Here is a 20,845-nt window from a genome sequence, read left to right as displayed (position 1 = left end):
CTGTGGACCTGCTGACATGGAACATCCAGGCCGCAATCGGCACAAGACGTTATCGCGATTATCTTTTCCACGCCCACCGGCAAGTCGTCCATACCTCTGCCAAGGTCGTCACGCTCGGTCATATCGCGCGCGAGATCACTCCATATGACGTGGTCTGTCTACAGGAAATCGATCTGGGCGGCAGGCGCGCGGGCTATCGCTCGCAAGTCGAAACGATCGCCGCGCTGTCGGGTCATGCCCACGTCATGGTACAGGAAAACCGCGTCGTCCCCGGCATTTCCCGCCACGGCAATGCGGTGCTCAGCCGCTGGCCCCTGCATCTTGTCCGCGACATGAAATTGCCGGGCCGGATTCCGGGACGCGGTTGCCTGATCGTCGATGTGGAAGGCCCCATCTCCTTGCGCGTCGCCTGCCTTCACTTGAGCCTCGGCGCATCGGCCCAGATGCAGCAATTGCACGCGGTCGCGGACATGCTGCGCAAAAATCCCGCATGGGTCGCCATGGGCGATTTCAACTGCGCCGCCGCCAGCGCCCCCATGCAGGCCTTCCGCGACCGCGCCCACGGCAAACTCCCGCCGACCTCGCCCCCGACGTACCCGTCCTGGCGCCCCCGCCGCGATTTCGACCACATCATCTGCAGCGCCGACCTTTCGCTCACCCGCTACGCCGCCGGAACCGCGATCGTCTCGGACCACCGCCCGGTCTCGGCCCACCTCGCGCTTTGATGCGAAGGTATCCGTGCAACTGTCTTGGTAGGGTGAACGTTGCAATGACGCGTCCTCTACCTATAGTGATGAGGCAAAAATTCTTCCAACATTGGCCACTTTTTAGGAAAAATTATGGCTGAATGCGGTCTGGGCATTGTTCATTGGTGCAGTTTTGATTGGCAGTCTTTTTCAACACTTGCCACCGGGTTTGCAGCTGTTGTTGGTGCAGTATGTGTCGGCATGAAGCAGGCCGGAATATCGCGTAAGCAAACAGATATTCTGGATCGGCAGGTTGAACTTGAGGAGGCGAAGCTGAGGGCGGACCTTTTTGAGCGACGCATGGAAACATACGAGGTGGCCGCCGATTTTGTGTTCCACATATCCTCAATACCAGAAACTGATCCCAAAGCAGAAGAACGCATTCAGCGTTTTGCTCAGAAGATGCGGGAAAGCCAATTCCTTTTCAGCGATAAAAATGTCTATAAAAATATGAAGGAATTTTGGGAAAAAGGAAATAAAGCCAGGGCTGATAAAGAGTTTGAGTTTCTTGATGATAAATTTGGTGGGGATCATGATCAAGATCGCTTTGAAAGGATCTTGAAATATCCAATTTGGTCATTGGAAACACTTGACGCTCTGGCAGATATTTTTCGCAAGGATTTGTCTATACTCGGCGCAACGGCCGCTGGATCAGGCCCCCGGACTTGACGCGAGAGTCCGGCGCAGGCGGGCGAGCATGGTGTGTACGATCAATTTATGCGCCGGGCCTACCGGCAGCATATAGGCGCAGCCGAAGGCGTTGTGGACGATGACCGACGAGGTGATCGACAGGCGCGTGCCTTGACCGAAATGCAGGTCATGACGTCGAGATGACGGTCGCGCTCGGTCAGCAGCAGGGCATCGGGACCGACCGGAAGTCGCGTTGCTTCGTCGTCATTGACGTGTTCGTTGCCTTTCACAAGCTGTCGGGTGTGGGGTGCGCGATGTGTGCCTCGGTGGTGGCAATTGCGCGTTTACGTCTTATGGTTCGGGGATGCCTGTTTCGCCTGATCGTGCGGCCGAGGTGCCGGATTTCGTCGTTGTCGATGTCGAAACCGCCTGCGCGCGGGTCAGCAGCATTTGCCAGATCGGGATCGTCGGGTTTCGCGACGGGCGGGAAATGTTCGCCTATGAAACGCTGGTCGATCCGCGCGACGAATTTGCCCCGTTCAATGTCGCCATTCACGGGATCACGGCCGACCGGGTCGATGGCGAGCCGACGTTCGATGACATTCACGGCATCGTCGATGCGCATTTGCGCGGGCGCGTGACGGTCGCCCATTCGCTGTTCGACAAAAGCGCGCTGGCGGCGGCCTGCGGCGTGAGTGGGCAGCCGGTGATCGAGACCGAATGGCTCGACAGCGTGCGCGTGGCCAAACTGGCCTGGCCCCAGTTGCAAAGCCATCGGCTCAATGTCCTTGCCCGCTTTCTGGGGATCGAACACCGCCATCACGATGCGCTCAGCGATGCGCGCGCGGCGGGCATGGTGCTTGTCCGCGCGATCGAACACACCGGCATCGACTTGCGCGGATGGATGACCAAGCCCCCGCGCGAGAAAGTGAAATCGCCGGTTCCGGCCGCGACCGGGCCGCTGGTCGGTGAACGCGTCGCCATTCTGGGCGAACCGCGCGACGGTGCGCTCGCTCGCTATGTCGCCGGGGCAGGGGGCAAAGTCGTCGCCTCGGTCGGATCGACGACGACCATGCTGGTGATCGCCACGCGCCAGCCTTATGGCCGCTGGGTCGATGTCAGCCAACCCTATCGCAAGGCGAGCGAACTGCGCTCGGCCGGACGCTCCATCGTGATCCTGACCGAGGAACAGCTCCGCGCGCGGCTGAAAGGCGCCGGAATTACGGGATGAGCAGAACGGCGCCGGTCGTTCTGCCCGTTTCGAGATCGCGGTGCGCTCGTGCCGCTTCGCGCAAGGGGTAGTCGGCCGACACGGGAACCGCGATCCCCCGTTCGATCATCGCCAGAACCGCCTTTGCCGCCTCCGGATAGATTTCGCGCATCGACGCATAGGCCATGACGCTGTGGCGCGCGAAGGTCAGCGAACGGACCGGGCCGAGATCCGTCGCCGTGATCGGCGCAATCGGCCCACCAGCCTCGCCGATGCTGGCGACCGTGCCGAAACGGCGGACGCAGCCGAGCGTCTGGGGCAAAGTTGTGCCGCCGATCCCGTCGATGGCGAAATCGACACCGCGCCCCTGTGTCAGCGCGTGGATTTCCTGCGCATAGTCCGTGTCGCGCCCGACGATGACATGATCGGCGCCGCATTCCATGGCGATCGCGGCCTTGTCCGGCGAGCCGACCGTTCCGATCACTCTGGCTTCGAGATCGCGGGCCCAGCGGGTAAGGATGGTTCCCAGCCCTCCGGCGGCCGCGTGGACCAGCAGTGTCGTGCCCGCCTGTACCCGAAACGTGCAGGTCAGCAGCATGTGTGCGGTCAGCCCGCGCAACAGCGATGCCGCGACGATCCGTCCGTCAGCATCGTCGGCAAGGGGAACCGCGCGCCATGCGGGCAGAAGACGGGTCGCGGCATAGGCGCCCGGAACTCCGGCATAGGCTACGCGCTGTCCGACATCGAGCCCATCCACGCCTTCGCCCACCGCCTCGATTCGGCCCACGCCTTCGACGCCGGGAATGGCCGGATCGGGCAGGGGATAGAGGCCGCTGCGATGATAGATGTCGATGAAATTGACGCCGATCGCTTCGTGGCGAAGGCGTATTTCGCCGGGACCGGGGTTCTGCGGCGGGCGGTCCACGGCTGTGAGTTGCTCGGCCCCGCCGGGGCGCTTGATCGTGATGGCAAATCCCATGTTCTGTGCTCCTTTCCGGCGAGGAGTGGCCGATTGTCGGACGGCGATAAATTCCCGTGAAATTCCCATGGAATGGGAATAAATCGACAGGATGGAATGGGACGACTTGCGCCATTTTTCCGCTTTCGTCGCGGCGGGCAGCCTGTCGGGCGCGGCGCGGACGCTGGGCATCGAGCACGCGACCGTGGCGCGGCGGATCGCGGCGCTCGAAGCGCGGCTGAAACTGCGCCTGATCGATCGTCGGGGGCGGCGGCTGGTCCTGACCGGCGAAGGGGAGAAAGTCGCGGCCCTTGCCGCACGGATGGCCGAAACCATGCGCGCAGTCGAACGTCTGGCTGACGGCGCGCGATCCGATCTTGCCGGGGAAGTGACGATCAGCGCGCCGCCCGCCTATGCCGCGCATGTCCTTGCCCCGCGCCTTGTCCCTTTGCGCGCAAGGCATCCGGGGCTCACCTTGCGGCTGCTCGGGGAATTGCACGCCGCGTCGCTCGACCGGCGCGAAGCCGACATCGCGGTGCGGCTCAGTCGGCCCGAGGCGGGCGAACTGACGGCGGCGCGGATCGGCACGATCGCGTTCCACCTCCATGCCGCTCCGGCCTATCTCGCCGCGACCCCGCGTGAGGAATGGACCTTCATCGGCTCGGCGGGGGTCATGGCGGGGTCCGCCCAACAAGCCGGGCTCGCCAAATTCGTCGACAGCCATGGATCGGGCGAGAGCGGCTTTTCCCTGCAAAGCGACAGCGTCGATATTCAGGCGGCCCTTGCCGCTGCGGGCGGCGGTGTCGCGATCCTGCCCGATTTCCTTACCGCTTCCCGCCCCGACCTCGTCCGCGTTCCCGATCAGGGGCCACCGATCACCCGCGAAGTCTGGCTCGCCATTCACACCGACATGAAAAACGCCGCCCCCGTCCGCGTCGTCATGGAAGCCTTGCGCGGGGTGTGAACGGGTGCCGTCCGTTGGGAAAAATGCAGAAATCTGTTGACTCTGGAGTGCGCTCCAAGGGCTATCATGCGGGCATGACGATGGAGCACACATCAGGCCGGAACACGGGGCGCTGGTTGTCGATCGGTGCGCTCGCCCGGCACGTCGATGTCAGTGTCGACACGATCCGTTTCTATGAACGGGAAGGTCTCTTGCCGAGCCCGGAGCGCAAGGCGTCTGGCTATCGCCAGTACGATGCCGAGGCCGTCGAACGGTTGCAGTTTGTTCTGCGGGCCAAGGGGCTCGGTTTCACCTTGGGCGAAATCAAAAGCCTGCTGGCGCTCGAGACCGACCGGGAACGCGGGGTCGAAGGCGTCCGCCAACGGGCGCACGAGCGTATCGGCGATCTCGATCGTCGCATCGAGGAAATGACGCGGATGCGCGATGCCCTGAAACGTCTGGCCGATGCCTGTCCGGGCAGCGGCGAGCCCGAATGCTGCCCCATCCTGTCCGCACTGCACGGCGGGCGGGATGCGCATGCGGCCTGACGAAAGCGTTCGAACGATGTCTCCATCTGCTCAACCCGGTGTTGCGGCGATCGATCTTCCGGTGCGGGGGATGACTTGCGCGGCTTGTGCGGCGACGATCGAGAAAGTTCTCGGACGACTTCCCCATGTGAACGCCAGTGTCAATTTCGCCGCCGAGCGCGCGCATGTTGAATATGACCCTGCGCAAGTGCAGCCTCAGGACCTGATCGCGGCGATCACGCGTGCGGGGTTCGAGGTTCCGCCCGAAACGGCGATCTTCGACATTACCGGCATGGATTGCGCAGCGTGCGCCAGCGGGATCGAGACGGTTCTGGGCAAGACGCCGGGCGTGGTCGGGGGCGGGGTCAACTTTGCCTCGGCCAAGGCGCGGGTGGACTATATTCCCGGCGTCATCGACCCCGATGGAATCGCGCGGCGCATTGCCAAGGCCGGGTTTGGTGCGACCGAGGCCCGCGACCTTTCCGCCGAGGAGATGAAGGCGCGCGAACAGGCGGTGCAAAGGGAATGGCGGCGCGAACTCGCCCTGTTCGTGGTCGCGCTGGTGCTGACGCTGCCGTTGATGGCGCAGATGGTGGCGATGTTCGGCATGGAGCACGGGGCTCACGGCGAGATGCTGCCGCGCTGGTGGCAATTCGCGCTGGCAACCCCGGTGCAGTTCTGGATCGGCGCGCGGTTTTATACGGCGGCGTTCAAATCCTTGCGCGCGGGGATGGCCAACATGGATGTCCTTGTCGTCCTCGGCACGACGATCGCCTATCTCTATAGCGCGGTGGTCACGGTGTCGGGGCGGCACGACCTGCACGTCTATTACGAGGCTTCGGCGGCGATCATCACGCTGGTCCTCTTGGGCCGCCTGCTCGAGGCCAATGCCAGGCGCAAGACGTCCTCGGCCATTCGCGCCCTGTTGAAGCTGCGGCCCAGAACCGCCAAAGTCGAACGCAACGGGGCCGTTGTCGAGGTTGACGCGGGAACCCTGCTGGTCGGGGATGTTTTCGTGGTTGCCGCCGGAGAAGCGGTGCCGGTCGATGGCGAGGTCATGTCCGGACGCTCGGCGGTCGACGAGGCGATGTTGTCGGGCGAAAGCCTGCCTGTCGCGAAAGAGGCCGGATCGAAGGTCTTCGCCGCGACTGTCAATCAGAACGGCATGTTGCGGGTCCGCGCCACCGGTGTGGGCGCCGATACCATGCTGGCCCAGATCATCCGCATGGTGGACGAGGCGCAAGGGACCAAGCCGCCGATCCAGCATTTCGTCGACAAGGTCGCGGGCATTTTCGTGCCGGTGGTGGCGGGGATTGCGCTTGTCACCTTGATGGCCACCTGGGCGGTGCTGGGGGATTTCCAGACTGCGATGGTCAATGCCGTCGCTGTGCTGGTCATTGCCTGCCCCTGTTCGCTGGGACTGGCAACGCCGACCGCGATCATGGTCGGGACCGGCGTCGGCGCACGGCATGGGGTCCTTATCCGCAATGCCGAGGTGCTCGAACGCGCACGGTCGGTCGCGACGCTGGTCGTGGACAAGACCGGAACGCTGACCGAAGGCAAGCCTGTCGTGACCGATGTTCTGGTCGAAGAGAACAAGGACGAGACGGTCCTGTTGACTCTTGCCGCCGCTCTGGAGCGTGGGTCCGAGCATCCGCTGGCCCGCGCCATTCTGAAAAAGGCAGAGGACAGCGCGGCCCCGGTTTCGCAAGTGGAGGACTTCGAGACGATCCCGGGCAAGGGTGTGACCGGCCGCATCGACGGGCGCGTGGTTTCGCTGGGATCTCCAGCATGGCTGGCGGAAATCGCTGTACCGGCTTCTGCCCCGCTTGCCGCGCGGGCCGAGGCGGCGCAGGCGCAGGGCAAGACCGTGGTCGGCCTTGCCGTCGAAGGGCGCGTTGCAGGCTATGTGGCGATTGCCGACCGGATCCGCGAAACCTCGATCGAGGCCGTGCGCGTCTTGCAGGAGGCAGGGGTCGAAGTCGTCATGCTGACCGGCGACAATCGCCACACCGCCGCCGCGATTGCGGGGCAGGCCGGGATCACCCGCTTTGCCGCCGAAGTCCTGCCGCAGAACAAGGCCGAGGAAGTCCGCCGTCTTCAGGGCGAAGGACACGTTGTCGGCATGGCCGGGGACGGTATCAACGACGCCCCCGCACTGGCGCAGGCGGACGTCTCCTTTGCCATCGGCGGCGGATCGGACGTTGCGATCGAGGCGGCCGATGTCGTTCTGGTCCGCAACGATTTGCGCGGGGTTCCGACGGCGATCGGCCTGTCGCGCGCGACGCTGGCCAAGATCCGCCAGAACCTGTTCTTTGCCTTTGTCTACAACGTGCTGGGCATTCCACTCGCCGCGTTTGGCATGCTCAATCCGGTGATCGCCGGGGCCGCCATGGCGATGAGTTCGATTTCGGTGGTCAGCAATTCCCTGTTGCTCAACCGGTGGAAACCGCGCTGATGCGGACCTGCAATGAGATGAACTCATTGCAGGTCGTTTCGCTCAGACGGCGCGCGGCCTTATACCAACCTGCGATGAGAGAAACTCATCGCAGGTTGGTATGACACTTCCTATGTGCGGCACGTAATCGAAAAGGACCTGACATGAGCCATATCCAACTGACCGTCGAAGGCATGACCTGCACCGGTTGCTCGAACCGGTTGAAGCGCGTGCTCGAAGGCGAAGACGGCGTCCAATCGGCCGATGTCGTGCTCGAAACCAAGCAGGTTTCGGTCGATTTCGACAGCGCCGTGATCGACCGCGCCGCTATCGAGACTGCGATCGCGGACGCCGGGTTCAGCGTAGCGGCGGGGTGATCGTGGTGGTGCGTCCGGCGCGTGCGTGCGGGGCTTGATGATCGCGATGGCTTCACTCGATTTCCTGAATGCGACGACGACGGCGCTCGACTGGTTGGGCACGGCGGCTTTTGCCATTTCCGGGGCTATCGTCGGGGTGCGCAAGCGGTTCGATCTGTTCGGGGTGCTGTTCCTGTCGTTCGTGGTGGCGGTTGCCGGCGGCGTCATGCGCGACGTCCTGATCGGTGCGGTTCCCCCTGCCGCGCTCAGCCACATTCATTATTTCGTGATCGCGATGATCTCCGGGTTGATCACTTTTTTCCGCTATGGCCGTGTCGCGCATTACCAGCGTTCGATCCTGTTGGTGGATACGCTCGGGCTGGCGCTGTTTTCGGTGGTAGGGACGCAAAAGGCGATCGACTACGGCATTCATCCGGTCATGGCCGCCCTGCTCGGGATGTTGACCGGGATCGGCGGCGGGATGGTGCGTGATGTCCTGAGCGGGGAAATCCCCTTTGTCCTGCGCGCGGATCTCTATGCGCTGGCCGCATTGGCGGCCGGGGGCGTGGTCGCGGGCGGGAACCGGTTCGGGATGCCGACGCTCTGGACCATGCTGGCGGGCGCGGCCCTGTGCGTGTTCCTGCGCTGGATGGCGATCGACCGGGGTTGGCGCGCGCCTTTGCCGCCGCCGTCCGCGTGAAGGGAACCCGAACGCGCCGCAAAGGCTCCCAGCCTTCGCGACGCGCGTTTCGATCCGATATATGCTCGCCCGATCAGGCGTGAAGAACGAAGTCGGTGACCAGTCGGTTGAATTCCTCGGCGTGTTCGATCATCGCCCAATGGCCGCAGCGGTTCATCAGGACCATGCGGGAATTGGGGATATAGGCATTGAGGATCAGCGAGTTCTCGTAATGCACCACGCGGTCGTCGCGGCCGTGGATCAGCAGCATGGGGATCTGCGACCGGGCGAGGACGTCGAGCGGGGCAAAGCGGGTGACCGGGCCGCCCTTGGCCAGCATGTCGAGGAAATTGGCGAGATGTTCGGGGCGGGCCAGCGCCGCGTCCGAGCGCGCCTTGCACAAGTCCGGCGTGGCAAAGGTCTTGTCATAGACCATGATGCTGACCAGCGCGTGCATGGCTTCGGGTGTGGGCGTGCGATAGGCCTGCTGGAGCACCTTGAGCCCTTCGGTCGGCCCGTCGCCCGCGCCGAACAGCTTGGGGCCGGGGTGGGCGGCCGGCCCCATGGTGATGACGTGGCTGATACGATCGGGGTGTTCGGCGGCCAGCGCCAGGGCGATGATCCCGCCCATCGAATTGCCGACCACGGCCGCCTTCGCAATGCCCAGTGCATCCATGAACTGGATCGTGGCGCCGATGTGATCGAGCGTTTCCTTGGTACAGGGATCGGATTCCCCCCAACCGGGCATGTCGACGGCATAGACGTGGAAATGTCGGGCGAGGGCCTCGATATTGCCGGAAAAGTTGCTCCATCCGGTCGCGCCCGGTCCGCTGCCGTGGATCAGGATCGTGCTTGAAGGCCTGCGCGGCGAGGAGAGCATCGCCGAGTTGTGCCGCCGCGAAGGCATTGCCCAGAGCGTGTATTATTCCTGGTCGAAGGAATTCCTTGAGGCCGGCAAGCGCCGTCTGGCGGGGGATACGGCCCGCGCAGCCACCTGTGACGAGGTCAAGGATCTGCGCCGCGAAACGCTGGCCCTCAAGGAATGCGTCGCCGATCTGATGCTCGAGAACCGCCTACTTAAAAAAGCATGATCGCGGATGGGGGCGACCACGAATGAGGTATCCTGCCGCTGAGAAGCTGGAAATCATCCGCCTCGTCGAGCAACCCCATCTGCCTACCCGCCAAACGCTGGACAAGCAGGGCGTCGCACGCCGTACTTTCGCCCGCTGGTATGCCCGCTACATCGATGGCGGGCCCGAGGCGCTCGAAGATAAACCCTCGGCGCCGAGCCGGGTGTGGAACCGGCTGCCCGATGATGTCCGCAAGCAGATCCTCGCCCAGCGCGCTGCCATCAAGAAGCAGACCATCGAACATAGGCGCTCGCAACACCGCAAGCTCGCAGCCTAAAATCCAAAACCTGACGAGGCCTGCTCTCCGTTATCGCCACGCCAGATCTGCGCCAAATGTTTCGACGACGTACACTGGGGCTGGCGCCGGTGTCGTGGCAAGTCGGCCAGTCGGGCAAGTTCGTCACTCCGACTCTCTATTTCGCGGTCGGCCTGTCGGGTACGCCGCAACATCTGGCCGGGATCGGCAGCGCCACGCGCCTGATCGCACTCAACACTGACGCCGAAGCATCACACGGCTGAAGACGGCCTGATCCGACAAAGGACACATCCTATGAAGCGACCTGAAACGAGTTCATCTCATTGCAGGTCGCTTCATGGGATTTTACCGCATGTCTCTATAAAATCCCATAATTGACGGAAATATATAACCTCTTATCCTGATGCAGTTATGGCGGTGCCGTGACCGCATCAGGGGGGAACGAATTGCGGTTTCTTTATTTTTCGGGTCTTGTTTCCCTGCTCATGTCCGGAAGCGCTTTCGCCGATGCGGGGCAAGTTGCGATCGGTCCGGTCCCGCAATGGGTGACGGCTTCGGACCCGATGCCGGTTCCGGCCGGTGCGGGCGGAGCTGCGTTCCTGCGGCGGCAGGATGTGCTCGTCCATCTCGATGAGCAGGGGCCGCAGGATTACATGGGGTATCGGGTTCGGATCCTGCAACCCAATGCGCTCGAACTGGGCAATATCGCGATCACCTGGAACCCCGCGGCCGGGGCTCCGGTCGTTCATGCCATCCGGATCTATCGCGAGGGCGAGGTCATCGATGTCCTCAAGACCGCCAATTTCGAAGTGCTGCGCCGCGAGGACCAGTTGGAAGCGGCGCGTCTCGACGGGATGCTGACGGCGGTCTTGCGGGTCGGTGACTTGCGCGTCGGCGACGAACTGGAAGTCAGCTATACGACGCGGATCAAGGACCCCACTCTGGGCAATCTGGATTCTGGGTCCCTGTTCGTGGGGGCCAGTCCTTCGCCCGGCCGCTATCATATCGGGTTGAGTTGGGACGAGGGCGCGAAGCCCAATCTGAAAATGACGCCGGACATGACCCTGCTTGCGCAGACGAGCGAGCGGGCTGTCGATTTCCGGTTGGACAATCCCCGCCCCGCGAACCCGCCCAAGGATGCGCCGCTGCGGTTCCAGTGGCAGCGGATCGTGGAATTCAGCGACTTTGCCGATTGGACGACGGTTTCACAGCGCATGGCGCCGCTTTTCGCCGAGACGGCGCGGCTGTCGGCCAATTCGCCGCTGAAACAGGAAGCACGCCGCATCATGGCGGCCAATCCGACCCCGATGGGCCGGGCGAGCGCGGCGCTCAAACTGGTGCAGCAGAATGTGCGCTACGTCTATGTCGGGCTCGATCGCGGGAACCTGACCCCTGCCGGAGCGGACGAGACGTGGCAGCGCCGCTATGGCGATTGCAAGGCCAAGACGGTCCTGCTGCTGGCCCTGCTCGGCGAGATGGGGATCGAGGCAGAGCCGGTTCTGGTCAACAACAACGGGTTTGACGACGGTCTCGACCAACGCCTTCCCGGCCCCCGGATGTTCGATCACGTTCTGGTCCGGGCCCGGATCGGGGGTGTGGCCTATTGGCTCGACGGGACGCTGCCTGCGGTCGCGGGACCGGGGACCGAACCGGCGGTTCCCTATCGCTGGGTTCTGCCGCTTTCCGCCAAAGGCAGCGCGCTCGAACATATCCCCTGGCATCAGGCAAAGCGCCCCGACCTTGTCTCGACGACCGAGATCGATGCCCGGCAGGGCTTCGTTCAGCCCGCCCATGTCGTCAGCACGATGGTTCTGCGCGGGATCAAGGGGCTGCAACAGCAGATGCAGTTTGCCCCGGTGCCCCCCGACCAGTTGCTCAACGCGTTTCGCCAGAATCTGGTCGGCGGCCAGTGGCAGACGGTCGAGGACGTGCAGTGGCATTATGACGAGGCCGCACAGGCCAGCGTGTTGACGGTAACGGGCACGTGGAAAATCGATTGGGAGGACGATGGCAAGGGCGCGCGTTCGCTTGCGCTGCCCGGCGGCGGTTTCAGCCCGCCCGACCGGCGCGGACGCGCGTCGGACCAGAACCAGGACCTGCCCTATTACAATCCGCCCTCCTACAATTGCTATGCGACGACGGTGCGGTTGCCGCTCGATACCCGATCGCGGCAATGGTCCTCAAAGCCGGGGTATGATGTCCATATGTTCGGGCAGAATTACTATCGCGCTTTCGCCCTGCGCGACGGGGCCATCCGCATGATCCGTGGTTTCCGGGTTGAACAGACCGAAATCGACGCCGCGACCGCGCGCAAGGATAACGACCGTATCGCCGGGTTCGACAACAGCCTGGGCTATATCTTTTTCAATTCCCAGGGGCAGGCGACGCCGATCCCTGCCGCCCCGAACGTCCCGGCGACTTATGACATCGACTGGACCGCCGACAACGTGCCCTGCCTGTCGGTGGCGGCGCTGGAGAAGAACGGATGATGGGTGTGCGATCGATCTGGTTGGCCTGTGCGGCGCTGGGCCTTGCCCCTGCGGCCTTGGCCAAGGCTCCGGCGCCCGCGTTTCCGTCCGCCCCCAAGCCGGTCGGGCGAGCGGGCGAATGGATCACCGATGACGATTATCCCGCCGTCGCAGTGCGCAATCATATGATCGGCACCACGCGTTTTCTGGCGATGGTCGATGCCACGGGCAAACCGACGCATTGCGAAATCGTCGACAGCAGCGGTTTCGACGTGCTCGATGCGGCCACGTGTCATGCGATCATGGAAAGGGCGCGCTTTTCTCCTGCGCGGGACCCCCACGGGCAAGCAGTTGCGGGCGATTACAGTAACCGCATTCGCTGGCAGATTCCGCAGATGGGCCCGGTTGTGGTGAGCGAGCATTTTGAATCGATGCTGCTCGTGATCGACAAGAGCAACAAGATCACCTCATGCCGGGCCCGGGTTCATGTGCATCCTACCGAGGCGCCCGAGAGTGAGCGGCCGTGTGGATATGGAGCGCAGCCGCCCCCATCGGCGGCGATGGCGGTGCTTCGCGGAAGCGATCCACGCGACACCATCGATGTGGAGTTTCAGGCGGGAGATGCCTTTACGCCCGCTCTGCGTACGCGCATGGTGTCACCGGTTCCGGGATATACGCAAAGCGTCCTCAACGTGTACCATTATACCGTGAACAGAAGCGGGAAAGTCGAAAAGTGCGACTATGAAGAGCAGCGTGGGAACGAACATTTTGCGTATGATTATTGCTTGGAATCTTACGCGCAGACGTTCGACCCGCCATTTTCCGCCTTTGACAAGAATGGCCTTGCCGAGGGTTGGCATGTCGCTCGCTATCTTGTGAAAACCGGCGGCTGATGCCGCAGGCTACCCGTTCTCCGGCGTCATCGCGGCGATCACGCCGATAGGGGGGCTGGGGCTTGCGTGCGTCGGGCAAGAAGCACGGCGGCAAGGCCCAGAACCGATGTCACTGCCCCGACAACCGGGACCGAGGGCAGGCCCCAGCCAGCGGCAATGACGCCGCCGCCGAGCGCCGCGCCCAGCGCATTGCCGAGATTGAATGCGCCGATGTTCATGGCCGAGGCCAGGTTGGGCGCATCGGCAGCGGCGGTCATGACCTGCACCTGCAAGGGCGGGACCAGTGCAAAGCTCGCGATGCCCCAGAGGAAGATGAGGATCGCGGTCGGCGCCGCATAAGGCAGCAGCGCGGCAAAGAGCACGAGAATGGCCGCGAGCGCACCAAGCGTCAGGATCAGCGTGCGGTCGACCGACTTGTCGGCAGCGCGTCCGCCCACCCAGTTCCCGACGGTCAGCCCCAGACCATAGACGACCAGCATTGCCGTCACGAAGCCGAGCGAAGCATGGGTTTCCTGCGTCAGGATCGGGGTGATATAGGTAAAGACAGTGAACATGGCGCTGGCGCCCACGACCGTCAGGCCGAGCGCAGCGAGAACCGCCCCACGCGACAGCACGCGCAGCTCGGCAAGCGCATTGCCGCCCCGGGGTGCGGGCTGATCGGGCAGCGTGAGGCGCAGCGAGGCCATGGTGACGAGGCCGAGTGCGGCGACGCCCCAGAACGGCGCGCGCCAGCCCATGACTTCGCCCGCCCATGTGGCAAGCGGTACGCCCACGACATTGGCGATGGTAAGGCCGGTGAACATCGCTGCAACCGCGCTCGCTTGCCGGTCGGGCGCCACCAGGCTGGCCGCGACGATCGAGCCGACACCGAAAAAGGCGCCGTGATTGAACGAGGTCACGATCCGCGCGGCCATCAACATGCCATAGCTGTCGGCCATGGCGGCCATGACATTGCCGAGCGTGAAAATCCCCGCCAGTCCGATCAGCAAAGTGCGTCGCCGCACGCTGCCGGTGGTCAGCGTCATCAAAGGCGCGCCGATCACCACGCCAAAGGCATAGGCGCTTATGAGCAGGCCGGCCGTCGGGATCGAGACATGGAGATCGCCGGCGATCACCGGCAGGAGGCCCATCGGCGCAAATTCGGTAACGCCGATGCCAAAGGCTCCGGCGGCCAGAGCCAGCAGGGGGAAATTGAACTTCATCGCGATTGTCCGGTCGGTGCTTGGGCGCGCTGAGGGCGACATTGGAAATTGATGCAAAGATGGCTTGCGAAGCACCGTTGCGGTAGGCCCTTTCCATGCCAAGGATTTATGAACCCGACGCAAAGGTGCGCTTCCACGCCGACCGCGCCCGATCGCTCGAACTTTTCGCCACGGTCGCGGCCGAGGGCAGCTTTTCGGCAGCCGGACGCGTGCTCGGCCTGACGCCTTCGGCCGTCAGTCGTGCGATCGACCGGATCGAGGTGCGGCTGGGCGTGCGCTTGCTGTTGCGCTCCACTCGTGCGCTGACGCTGACGACCGAAGGCGCGGCCTATCTGCGCGCGGCGCGGCGCATTCTGGGCGATCTCGACGACGCGGAACAGGCGATCGCGGACAGTGCCGCCCCGCGCGGGCGATTGCGGGTCAGCGCGGCGCTCGCCCACGGGCGCTTGTGCATCGTCCCCTTGCTGGGCGAATTCGCGCGGCTCTATCCCCACATCCTTGTCGACATCAGCCTCGGTGACCGGCTGGTCGACATCGGCGCGGGACAGGCGGACGTTGCCATCCGCTTCGGCCCCTTGGCCGACAGCACCCTGACCGCGCGCAAGCTGGGCGAGAACCGGCGGGTCGTGGTCGCCTCGCCCGCCTATCTGGAACGCCACGGCACGCCGCAGGTGCCCGAGGATCTGCACGACCACAATTGCCTCGGCTTCAATTTCCGCCGTGCCGAACCGGTCTGGCCTTTCCGCAAGGACGGGCGCGACTATGCCCTGAACGTGCGCGGCTCGATCGAGGCGAACAACGGCGAGACGCTGGGGCAACTGGCCGCCGACGGCGTCGGCATCGCCCGCGTCGGCGCGTTCAGCGTTGCCCACGACATCGCCGCCGGACGCCTCGTCCCCATTCTCGAAGCCTACAACCCCAACGACGTGGAACCGCTCCACGCGGTCTTTGCCGGTGGCCCCAACATGCCCGCCCGCGTCCGCGTCTTCGTCGATTTTCTGGTCGATCGGTTGCGCTGATCCGCGCCTGACCCGGGATCCCGCTCACGTGTGGAAAGAGGCGTGGCGGCAAGAACCCAGCGGGGCCCCGGATCAAGTCCGGGGCGACGAAATTGATGACCCGAAGATGGCAGCCGCCGTTTGAAGGTGTCCACGCCGCCTAACGTTGCTCGGTCGCGCGGGTGTAGAGACTGTCGAGGTCGTGCAGTGTGCCGGGCAGTTCCATGTGGTCGATGTCGTATTCGGTCTTGAAGAACGGCGTTGCCATGTCGAACAGGCCGTTCATCACCATGACCTGCATGTTGGGATTGGCGCGCATGGCCGACGCGAGGTCGAGCGCGGTGTCGGGCGAGGACAGCACTTGCCCGTGAAACCGGATTGCATGGCGCGTGACGACGGTTTCCTGCTCCTTTGCAGGCTCCTTTGCAGGCTCCTTTGGGGGGGATGCCTGTTACTTTCGCCTATTGCGCCGCGCGCAAGGTGACGGGGACGGATTTGTAGGCCGGGGTGCCGCTGCGGTGGTCGTGGTCGTTGAGCGCGATCAGGCAGTTGGCTTCGGGGTAATAGGCCGCGACCGATCCGCGCGAGATGGGATAGGCGACGGCGGTCTGGGCGCGCAGGACGCGGTCGGGACCCGCGACGACATCAATGCGGTCGCCGTGGGCAAGGCCGAGCGCGGCGAGGTCGTCGGCATTGGCAAAGACGACGTCGCGGCGGCCGGTGATGCCGCGATAGCGATCATTGAGGCCATAGATCGTGGTGTTGTACTGATCGTGGCTGCGGATCGTGGCGAGAGTGAGCGGGCCGTCGGATTTGCCTTCGTCCTCGTCGGTGCCGGGGTGGACGAAGAAGCGTGCCTTGCCTTCGGGCGTGTCCCATTCGCGGTTCGAGGCGCAGACGCGCAGGCGGAACCCGCCCTTGACCCGCACGCGCTGGTTGAAATCGTAAAAGTCGGGGAAGACTTCCTCGATCTTGTCGCGGATGCGGTCATAGTCGTCGACCATGCCCTGCCAGTCGATGGCAACATGGGGCATGGCGGCCTTGGCGATCCCCGCGACGATGGCCGGTTCCGAGCGCAAGCTTTCCGCCGCCGGTTTGAGGCGCCCGCGCGAGGCGTGGACCATCGACATCGAATCCTCGACCGTCACGGCCTGAAGCCCGCTTGCCTGCATGTCGGCCTCGGTCCGCCCGAGGCAAGGGAGGATGATGCTTTCGCCCGCGATCAACAGGCACGTGCGGTTGAGCTTGGTGCAGATCTGCACATTGAGATCGAGCTTGCGGAACGCGGCAAAGGTCGCTTCCGGGTCGGGCATGGCCGAGGCGAGATTCCCGCCCAGCCCGATGAAGCCCCGCGCAGTGCCGTCGCGCATGGCCGCGACCGCTTCGACTGCATTGTGCCCGTGCTTGCGCGGGCTGGTGATCCCGAATGCGGCGTCGAGGCGCGACAGGAACCGCTCGGTCGGGATTTCGGTAATGCCGACGGTGCGATCGCCCTGCACATTGCTATGCCCGCGCAAGGGGCAGATGCCCGCGCCCGGCTTTCCGAAATTGCCGCGCAGCAAGAGCAGGTTGGTCAGCTGCTGCACGTTTTCGGTGCCGTTGCGATGCTGGGTCAGGCCCATGCCATAGCACACGATCACGCGTTCGGCCGCTGCGTAGACTTGCGTCATGCTTTCGATCACGGCGCGCGACAGGCCCGAGCGGCGCTCGATGCCGTCCCATGTCGTTGCCTCGATATCGGCTTTCAAGGCTTCGAAACCGGTGGTGTGTTCGGCGATGAAAGCGCGGTCGAGCAGCCCCGGTCCGCCCGCAGCAATATCGGCAGCGTCGGCCGCGAGCAGCGCCTTCATCATGCCCTTGAGCAAGGCCATGTCGCCGCCCACGCGCACCTGGTGATAGGCGCTGGCGAGCGATGTCGCGCCCAGCGTCGCCATTTCGACCGGCTGCTGCGGGTCCTGAAACCGTTCGAGCCCGCGTTCACGCAAGGGGTTGATGACGATGATCGGGGCGCCCCGACGCGACACTTCGCGCAAAGTGCCGAGCATGCGCGGGTGATTGGTGCCCGGATTGTGACCGATGCAGAAGATCGCGTCGGCGTGTTCGAAATCTTCGAGCGTGACCGTGCCCTTGCCCACGCCGATCGACTGGGCGAGGCCGACACTGGTCGCTTCGTGGCACATGTTCGAACAGTCGGGGAAATTGTTGGTGCCCCAGCTGCGCGCCATCAACTGATAGAGAAACGCCGATTCGTTCGACGCGCGGCCCGAGGCATAGAATTCCATCTGGTCGGGATGGTCCATCGCCTGCATCGCCGCCCCGATCCGGGCAAAGGCTTCGTCCCATTCGATCGGCACGAAATGACCGGTCGCCGGATCGTGGCGCAAGGGATGGGTGAGACGCCCGGCGTCTTCCAGATCATGGTCGGACCAGCCCCACAGCTCTTCGACGCTGTGGCGGGCAAAGAAATCGGGATCGACGCGCTTGGCGGTCGCTTCCCAGGTCACCGCCTTGGCCCCGTTTTCACAGAATTCGAACGAGGAGGTATGCGCCGGATCGGGCCATGCACATCCGGGGCAGTCGAACCCGTCGGGCTGGTTCATCTGCAACAGCGCGCGGGCGTTGGCGCTCGGCCCCATCTGTTTCCGCACGGCCAGAGCCACCGCGCGCAAGGCGCCCCAACCGCCCGCCGGACCGTCATAGGCCTTCACGCCGTCGAGGTTCTCGTGTGCGGTTTCGTTGGAGGGCAGATCGTCATGGGCCATGGTTCGCGACTTCCAGTCTGGGATCGGCAATCGGGAACCGGTCCTGCGGTCCCACTAGCGATTTGACCCTGCCCGCCAAGTCACGGATCGTCCACCTTCTTTTAGGAAAGGCGGACACGAGGGCGTGCAGGGGTTTTCGTCGCTCCCCATTGCGCACACCGACCAATGCGCATAGCCGTTCCGTAACGAAAATAAGGAATCCCCTTGTCCGGTTCGCTCTCCCGTCGGATCATTGTGCTCTGCGTCGCATTGGGCGGAGTGCTGGCCTTGCTCGCCGCGCTTCTGCTCGATCAGTCGACGCAGATGCGCAACAGTCTGGTATGGGTGGCGCATTCGTCCGAAGTGCTCAAAACCGCGAACCAGTCGATCAATCACTTGCGCGCCGCCGAATCCGGGTTGCGCGGCTATATCATCACGCACGACCCCGCCTTTGCCGAAACGGCGAACGGCGAAATCGCTGCCTCGCGCAAGGGCGCCGCCGCGCTGGTCCAGTTGACCATGGACAATGCCTCGCAAAACGACCGCTCGCGGGAAATCCGCACGCTGGTCGAGGCGCGCGCGATCAGCCTCGAACAGTCGGCCTCGCTGGCCCGGTCGGGGCAGTTCAAGGCTGCGGAGGACAATATCGCGACCGGGCGCGGGCGCTATCTGATGACGCTGGTCGATGCGCGGGTCGGCGACCTGCTCGGCGAGGAACGCGCCTTGTCCGCGTCGCGCATGGGGACGGCATCCTCGCGGCTGGACGCCATTTTCTGGCTCGTCGTGGTGGGCACGCCTGCGACGATGCTGCTGGTCCTGATCGCGTGCATGGGGTTGATCCGCCGCATTCGCGAGCCGGTCGAGGCGATGATGGCGGTCATGGGGCAATTGGGATCGGGCGACCGCAGCGCGCGGATCGCGACCGACATGCGTTCGCGGGAATTCGAACGGCTGGCATTGGGGTACAATGCCATGGCCGACGAACTGGCACAGGCCGTGTCGGATCAGGTTCACAGCGAGGAACGGCTGCGTCTCACCAATCTGGAACTCAGCCACACGGCCGAAGTCCTGCGCGAACGGGGCGAAGTCATCGAATTGCTGGGCGGAATGGCCCACCGGATGCAGGCCGCCCGCACCGATGAGGAATTGGCCGCAATCATCCGCGTGTTCGTGCCGCGCGTCCTGCCCGACATTCCCGGCGCGCTCTATGCCCACAACAATTCGCGCAATCTGCTGGTTCCGATCGCAGCATGGGGTGGGCTGGAAGTCGATCCGGCGGGGTTCGCGCCGGACCAGTGCTGGGCCTTGCGGCGCGGGCAGAGCCATTTCGTGATCGAGCCGGGGTCGGACATCGTCTGTGCCCATGTGGCCGACGCGACCGACCATTATCACTGCGAGCCCTTGCTGGCGGGCGGGGAAGTCATCGGCGTGCTCTATCTGAAGGGCGTGGTCGAGGCGGAGAACCGTTTCCGCCTGACCGTGCTGACCGAAAACATCGCCTCGGCGCTGGTCAACCATCGCCTGCAACGCGGATTGCGTGAACAGACGATCCGCGACCCGCTGACGGGCCTGTTCAACCGGCGCTACATGGAAGAGACGCTGGCTCTGGAAATCGTCCGTGTCCTGCGTTCGGGCGATCCGCTCAGCCTCGTCATGTGCGACGTCGATCATTTCAAGCGGTTCAACGACGAATTCGGCCACGATGCGGGCGACGCCGTGTTGCAGGCCGTCGCCGTCGAAATGCGCAGCCGGTTCCGCGACGGCGATGTCATCTGCCGTTTCGGCGGAGAGGAATTCACGATCATCGCCCCCGGGTCGACCGCCGCCGACATGGCCGCCCGCGTCGATGTCGTGCGACAGGCGATCAGCGAACTGACCGTCCATCAGGGCGGCCGTACCTTGGGCGCGATCACCATGTCCTTTGGCGTCACGGCCTGGGACAATTCGATGGAACGCGACGGATCGACCCTGATCAAGACCGCCGACGCGGGCCTTTACCGGGCCAAGCGCGAAGGCCGCAACCGGGTCGTCATCGAACAGCGTGCCGATCTGGTTCCCGGGTAAGGCGCAACCTGCGGCAAGCGTCTCTCATCGCCGGTTTCTGGCGATGGTACAGGCTTCACGATTTGGGCGTCTGTTCCGGCTGCTGCTTCGTTACCCGTACCAATGCCCAGTCATAGCCCAGTTCTTCCACCCGACGTCGCAGCGTGGTCTTGAGACTGTCGGAAGGATTGGCTTCGCGCGAGAGCACCCAGAGGTAACGCCCCGAAGGTTCGCCCACGATTGCCCACCGGTAGGCGTCGTCACGATCGAGCACCCAGTAATTGCCATAGAACGGCCCGAAGAACGAGACCTTGAGCTTTGCCCCGGACACGGGGTCAACGATTTTCGCCCTGCCGATCGCGGTCTTGACCGGGCCGTCCGTTGCCCCCTTGCGGCACGTGTTCACCACCCGGATCGAACCATCCGCATTGCGCGAATAGTCTGCCGAAACCGCCTCGCAGTTCTTCTGGAAAGACGCGTCATAACGGTAGATTTCGTACCACCGCCCGAGATACCGGTCGATGTCGACCGCTTTGGCGGGCTGCGGCACGCTATGGTTCCCGACCGGCATGGACGATAGCGATGCGCAGGCGCCAAGGGCCGGAACCATGCCGGCAAGCAACGCATA

At 64.1% G+C, this 20,845-nt stretch carries 20 protein-coding genes and 1 pseudogene; 14 read left to right on the top strand and 7 right to left on the bottom strand.

Features of this window, described 5'->3' with window-relative positions:
• Positions 1 to 2 precede the first annotated feature (2 nt).
• Together Y88_RS10040 and Y88_RS19190 are read left to right on the top strand one after the other, a co-directional pair.
• On the top strand, positions 3 to 725 hold the full coding sequence (locus Y88_RS10040) for an endonuclease/exonuclease/phosphatase family protein (protein WP_008068575.1): 723 nt from the start codon (positions 3 to 5) through the stop codon (positions 723 to 725).
• Positions 726 to 839: 114 nt separating this feature from the next.
• On the top strand, positions 840 to 1,415 hold the full coding sequence (locus tag Y88_RS19190; protein WP_157132630.1) for a hypothetical protein: 576 nt from the start codon (positions 840 to 842) through the stop codon (positions 1,413 to 1,415).
• On the opposite strand, the gene Y88_RS19600 is transcribed toward Y88_RS19190, so the two are convergent.
• Positions 1,398 to 1,517: a DUF2867 domain-containing protein gene (locus Y88_RS19600; RefSeq protein WP_232281016.1), complete on the bottom strand. Its 120-nt coding sequence runs from the start codon at positions 1,515 to 1,517 to the stop codon at positions 1,398 to 1,400. The genes Y88_RS19190 and Y88_RS19600 overlap by 18 nt on opposite strands.
• 223 nt (positions 1,518 to 1,740) lie before the next feature.
• Here Y88_RS19600 and Y88_RS10025 point away from each other — a divergent pair, with 223 nt between their 5' ends.
• On the top strand, positions 1,741 to 2,607 hold the full coding sequence (locus Y88_RS10025) for an exonuclease domain-containing protein (protein ID WP_018075942.1): 867 nt from the start codon (positions 1,741 to 1,743) through the stop codon (positions 2,605 to 2,607).
• Here Y88_RS10025 and Y88_RS10020 read toward each other — a convergent pair.
• Positions 2,597 to 3,565 (bottom strand): quinone oxidoreductase family protein, encoded by a 969-nt coding sequence (locus tag Y88_RS10020; protein WP_008068595.1) that lies wholly within the window; start codon positions 3,563 to 3,565, stop codon positions 2,597 to 2,599. The genes Y88_RS10025 and Y88_RS10020 overlap by 11 nt on opposite strands.
• Positions 3,566 to 3,656: 91 nt before the next feature.
• Between Y88_RS10020 and Y88_RS10015 the strand changes: the two genes are divergently transcribed.
• The 5 genes from Y88_RS10015 (at position 3,657) to Y88_RS09995 (ending at position 8,507) form a co-directional block, all read left to right on the top strand.
• Entirely contained in the window at positions 3,657 to 4,508 is an 852-nt protein-coding gene (locus Y88_RS10015) for a LysR family transcriptional regulator (protein ID WP_008068596.1), read from the top strand.
• Positions 4,509 to 4,582: 74 nt separating this feature from the next.
• On the top strand, positions 4,583 to 5,035 hold the full coding sequence (locus Y88_RS10010) for a heavy metal-responsive transcriptional regulator (RefSeq protein WP_232281014.1): 453 nt from the start codon (positions 4,583 to 4,585) through the stop codon (positions 5,033 to 5,035).
• Between the two features lie 16 nt (positions 5,036 to 5,051).
• Positions 5,052 to 7,472 carry a heavy metal translocating P-type ATPase gene (locus Y88_RS10005; protein WP_026167011.1) on the top strand — a complete coding sequence of 807 codons (2,421 nt, stop codon included), beginning with the start codon at positions 5,052 to 5,054 and terminating at the stop codon, positions 7,470 to 7,472.
• Between the two features lie 143 nt (positions 7,473 to 7,615).
• Positions 7,616 to 7,828: a heavy-metal-associated domain-containing protein gene (locus Y88_RS10000; RefSeq protein WP_008068600.1), complete on the top strand. Its 213-nt coding sequence runs from the start codon at positions 7,616 to 7,618 to the stop codon at positions 7,826 to 7,828.
• 46 nt (positions 7,829 to 7,874) lie between these two features.
• A complete protein-coding gene (locus Y88_RS09995) occupies positions 7,875 to 8,507 on the top strand; it encodes a trimeric intracellular cation channel family protein (RefSeq protein WP_232281013.1) in 633 nt (210 codons plus the stop codon).
• Positions 8,508 to 8,580: 73 nt separating this feature from the next.
• On the opposite strand, the gene Y88_RS09990 is transcribed toward Y88_RS09995, so the two are convergent.
• On the bottom strand, positions 8,581 to 9,366 hold the full coding sequence (locus Y88_RS09990) for an alpha/beta fold hydrolase (RefSeq protein ID WP_081458655.1): 786 nt from the start codon (positions 9,364 to 9,366) through the stop codon (positions 8,581 to 8,583).
• On the opposite strand from Y88_RS09990, the pseudogene Y88_RS18950 reads away from it, so the two are divergent.
• The 4 genes and pseudogenes from Y88_RS18950 to Y88_RS09965 form a co-directional block, all read left to right on the top strand.
• Positions 9,326 to 9,821 (top strand): annotated as a pseudogene (locus Y88_RS18950) (helix-turn-helix domain-containing protein); the annotation flags it as partial. The gene Y88_RS09990 and the pseudogene Y88_RS18950 overlap by 41 nt on opposite strands.
• Before the next feature lie 128 nt (positions 9,822 to 9,949).
• Positions 9,950 to 10,135 carry an FAD-binding protein gene (locus Y88_RS09975; protein ID WP_008068605.1) on the top strand — a complete coding sequence of 62 codons (186 nt, stop codon included), beginning with the start codon at positions 9,950 to 9,952 and terminating at the stop codon, positions 10,133 to 10,135.
• Positions 10,136 to 10,357: 222 nt separating this feature from the next.
• Positions 10,358 to 12,361 carry a DUF3857 domain-containing transglutaminase family protein gene (locus Y88_RS09970; protein ID WP_018075938.1) on the top strand — a complete coding sequence of 668 codons (2,004 nt, stop codon included), beginning with the start codon at positions 10,358 to 10,360 and terminating at the stop codon, positions 12,359 to 12,361.
• A gap of 56 nt (positions 12,362 to 12,417) precedes the next feature.
• Positions 12,418 to 13,233 (top strand): energy transducer TonB, encoded by an 816-nt coding sequence (locus Y88_RS09965; protein ID WP_232281012.1) that lies wholly within the window; start codon positions 12,418 to 12,420, stop codon positions 13,231 to 13,233.
• A 38-nt stretch (positions 13,234 to 13,271) separates the two neighbouring features.
• Here the strand turns inward: Y88_RS09965 and Y88_RS09960 are convergent, their stop codons facing one another.
• Positions 13,272 to 14,435 (bottom strand): MFS transporter, encoded by a 1,164-nt coding sequence (locus tag Y88_RS09960; RefSeq protein ID WP_008068608.1) that lies wholly within the window; start codon positions 14,433 to 14,435, stop codon positions 13,272 to 13,274.
• Between the two features lie 95 nt (positions 14,436 to 14,530).
• Here Y88_RS09960 and Y88_RS09955 point away from each other — a divergent pair, with 95 nt between their 5' ends.
• Positions 14,531 to 15,454: a LysR family transcriptional regulator gene (locus Y88_RS09955; RefSeq protein WP_008068609.1), complete on the top strand. Its 924-nt coding sequence runs from the start codon at positions 14,531 to 14,533 to the stop codon at positions 15,452 to 15,454.
• 139 nt (positions 15,455 to 15,593) lie between these two features.
• On the opposite strand, the gene Y88_RS09950 is transcribed toward Y88_RS09955, so the two are convergent.
• Together Y88_RS09950 and Y88_RS09945 are read right to left on the bottom strand one after the other, a co-directional pair.
• Positions 15,594 to 15,794, bottom strand: coding sequence for a hypothetical protein (locus Y88_RS09950; protein WP_008068610.1), 201 nt, complete (start codon positions 15,792 to 15,794; stop codon positions 15,594 to 15,596).
• Between the two features lie 100 nt (positions 15,795 to 15,894).
• Positions 15,895 to 18,195 carry an FdhF/YdeP family oxidoreductase gene (locus Y88_RS09945; RefSeq protein ID WP_008068611.1) on the bottom strand — a complete coding sequence of 767 codons (2,301 nt, stop codon included), beginning with the start codon at positions 18,193 to 18,195 and terminating at the stop codon, positions 15,895 to 15,897.
• Between the two features lie 204 nt (positions 18,196 to 18,399).
• Between Y88_RS09945 and Y88_RS09940 the strand changes: the two genes are divergently transcribed.
• Complete coding sequence (locus Y88_RS09940) at positions 18,400 to 20,238, top strand: sensor domain-containing diguanylate cyclase (protein WP_232281011.1); 1,839 nt, start codon at positions 18,400 to 18,402, stop codon at positions 20,236 to 20,238.
• A gap of 55 nt (positions 20,239 to 20,293) precedes the next feature.
• Here Y88_RS09940 and Y88_RS09935 read toward each other — a convergent pair whose 3' ends face one another.
• Positions 20,294 to 20,767, bottom strand: coding sequence for a lipocalin family protein (locus Y88_RS09935; RefSeq protein ID WP_232281010.1), 474 nt, complete (start codon positions 20,765 to 20,767; stop codon positions 20,294 to 20,296).
• Positions 20,768 to 20,845: the final 78 nt, after the last annotated feature.

Source organism: Novosphingobium nitrogenifigens DSM 19370, from assembly GCF_000192575.1.
Classification (GTDB): domain Bacteria; phylum Pseudomonadota; class Alphaproteobacteria; order Sphingomonadales; family Sphingomonadaceae; genus Novosphingobium; species Novosphingobium nitrogenifigens.
The sequence above is the reverse complement of the archived record's forward strand: the minus strand, read 5'-3'. Positions and strand labels throughout refer to the sequence as shown.

Excerpts from the sequence above, each read along its gene's own strand:
- Y88_RS10015 (WP_008068596.1), top strand. The coding sequence starts at position 3,657 with ATGGAATGGGACGACTTGCGCCATTTTTCCGCTTTCGTCGCGGCGGGC.
- Y88_RS10020 (WP_008068595.1), bottom strand. The coding sequence starts at position 3,565 with ATGGGATTTGCCATCACGATCAAGCGCCCCGGCGGGGCCGAGCAACTC.
- Y88_RS09945 (WP_008068611.1), bottom strand. The coding sequence starts at position 18,195 with ATGGCCCATGACGATCTGCCCTCCAACGAAACCGCACACGAGAACCTC.
- Y88_RS10000 (WP_008068600.1), top strand. The coding sequence starts at position 7,616 with ATGAGCCATATCCAACTGACCGTCGAAGGCATGACCTGCACCGGTTGC.
- Y88_RS09975 (WP_008068605.1), top strand. The coding sequence starts at position 9,950 with ATGTTTCGACGACGTACACTGGGGCTGGCGCCGGTGTCGTGGCAAGTC.
- Y88_RS10005 (WP_026167011.1), top strand. The coding sequence starts at position 5,052 with ATGTCTCCATCTGCTCAACCCGGTGTTGCGGCGATCGATCTTCCGGTG.
- Y88_RS19190 (WP_157132630.1), top strand. The coding sequence starts at position 840 with ATGGCTGAATGCGGTCTGGGCATTGTTCATTGGTGCAGTTTTGATTGG.
- Y88_RS09955 (WP_008068609.1), top strand. The coding sequence starts at position 14,531 with ATGCCAAGGATTTATGAACCCGACGCAAAGGTGCGCTTCCACGCCGAC.
- Y88_RS10025 (WP_018075942.1), top strand. The coding sequence starts at position 1,741 with ATGCCTGTTTCGCCTGATCGTGCGGCCGAGGTGCCGGATTTCGTCGTT.
- Y88_RS09990 (WP_081458655.1), bottom strand. The coding sequence starts at position 9,366 with ATGCTCTCCTCGCCGCGCAGGCCTTCAAGCACGATCCTGATCCACGGC.
- Y88_RS09960 (WP_008068608.1), bottom strand. The coding sequence starts at position 14,435 with ATGAAGTTCAATTTCCCCCTGCTGGCTCTGGCCGCCGGAGCCTTTGGC.
- Y88_RS09970 (WP_018075938.1), top strand. The coding sequence starts at position 10,358 with ATGTCCGGAAGCGCTTTCGCCGATGCGGGGCAAGTTGCGATCGGTCCG.
- Y88_RS10010 (WP_232281014.1), top strand. The coding sequence starts at position 4,583 with ATGACGATGGAGCACACATCAGGCCGGAACACGGGGCGCTGGTTGTCG.
- Y88_RS09995 (WP_232281013.1), top strand. The coding sequence starts at position 7,875 with ATGGCTTCACTCGATTTCCTGAATGCGACGACGACGGCGCTCGACTGG.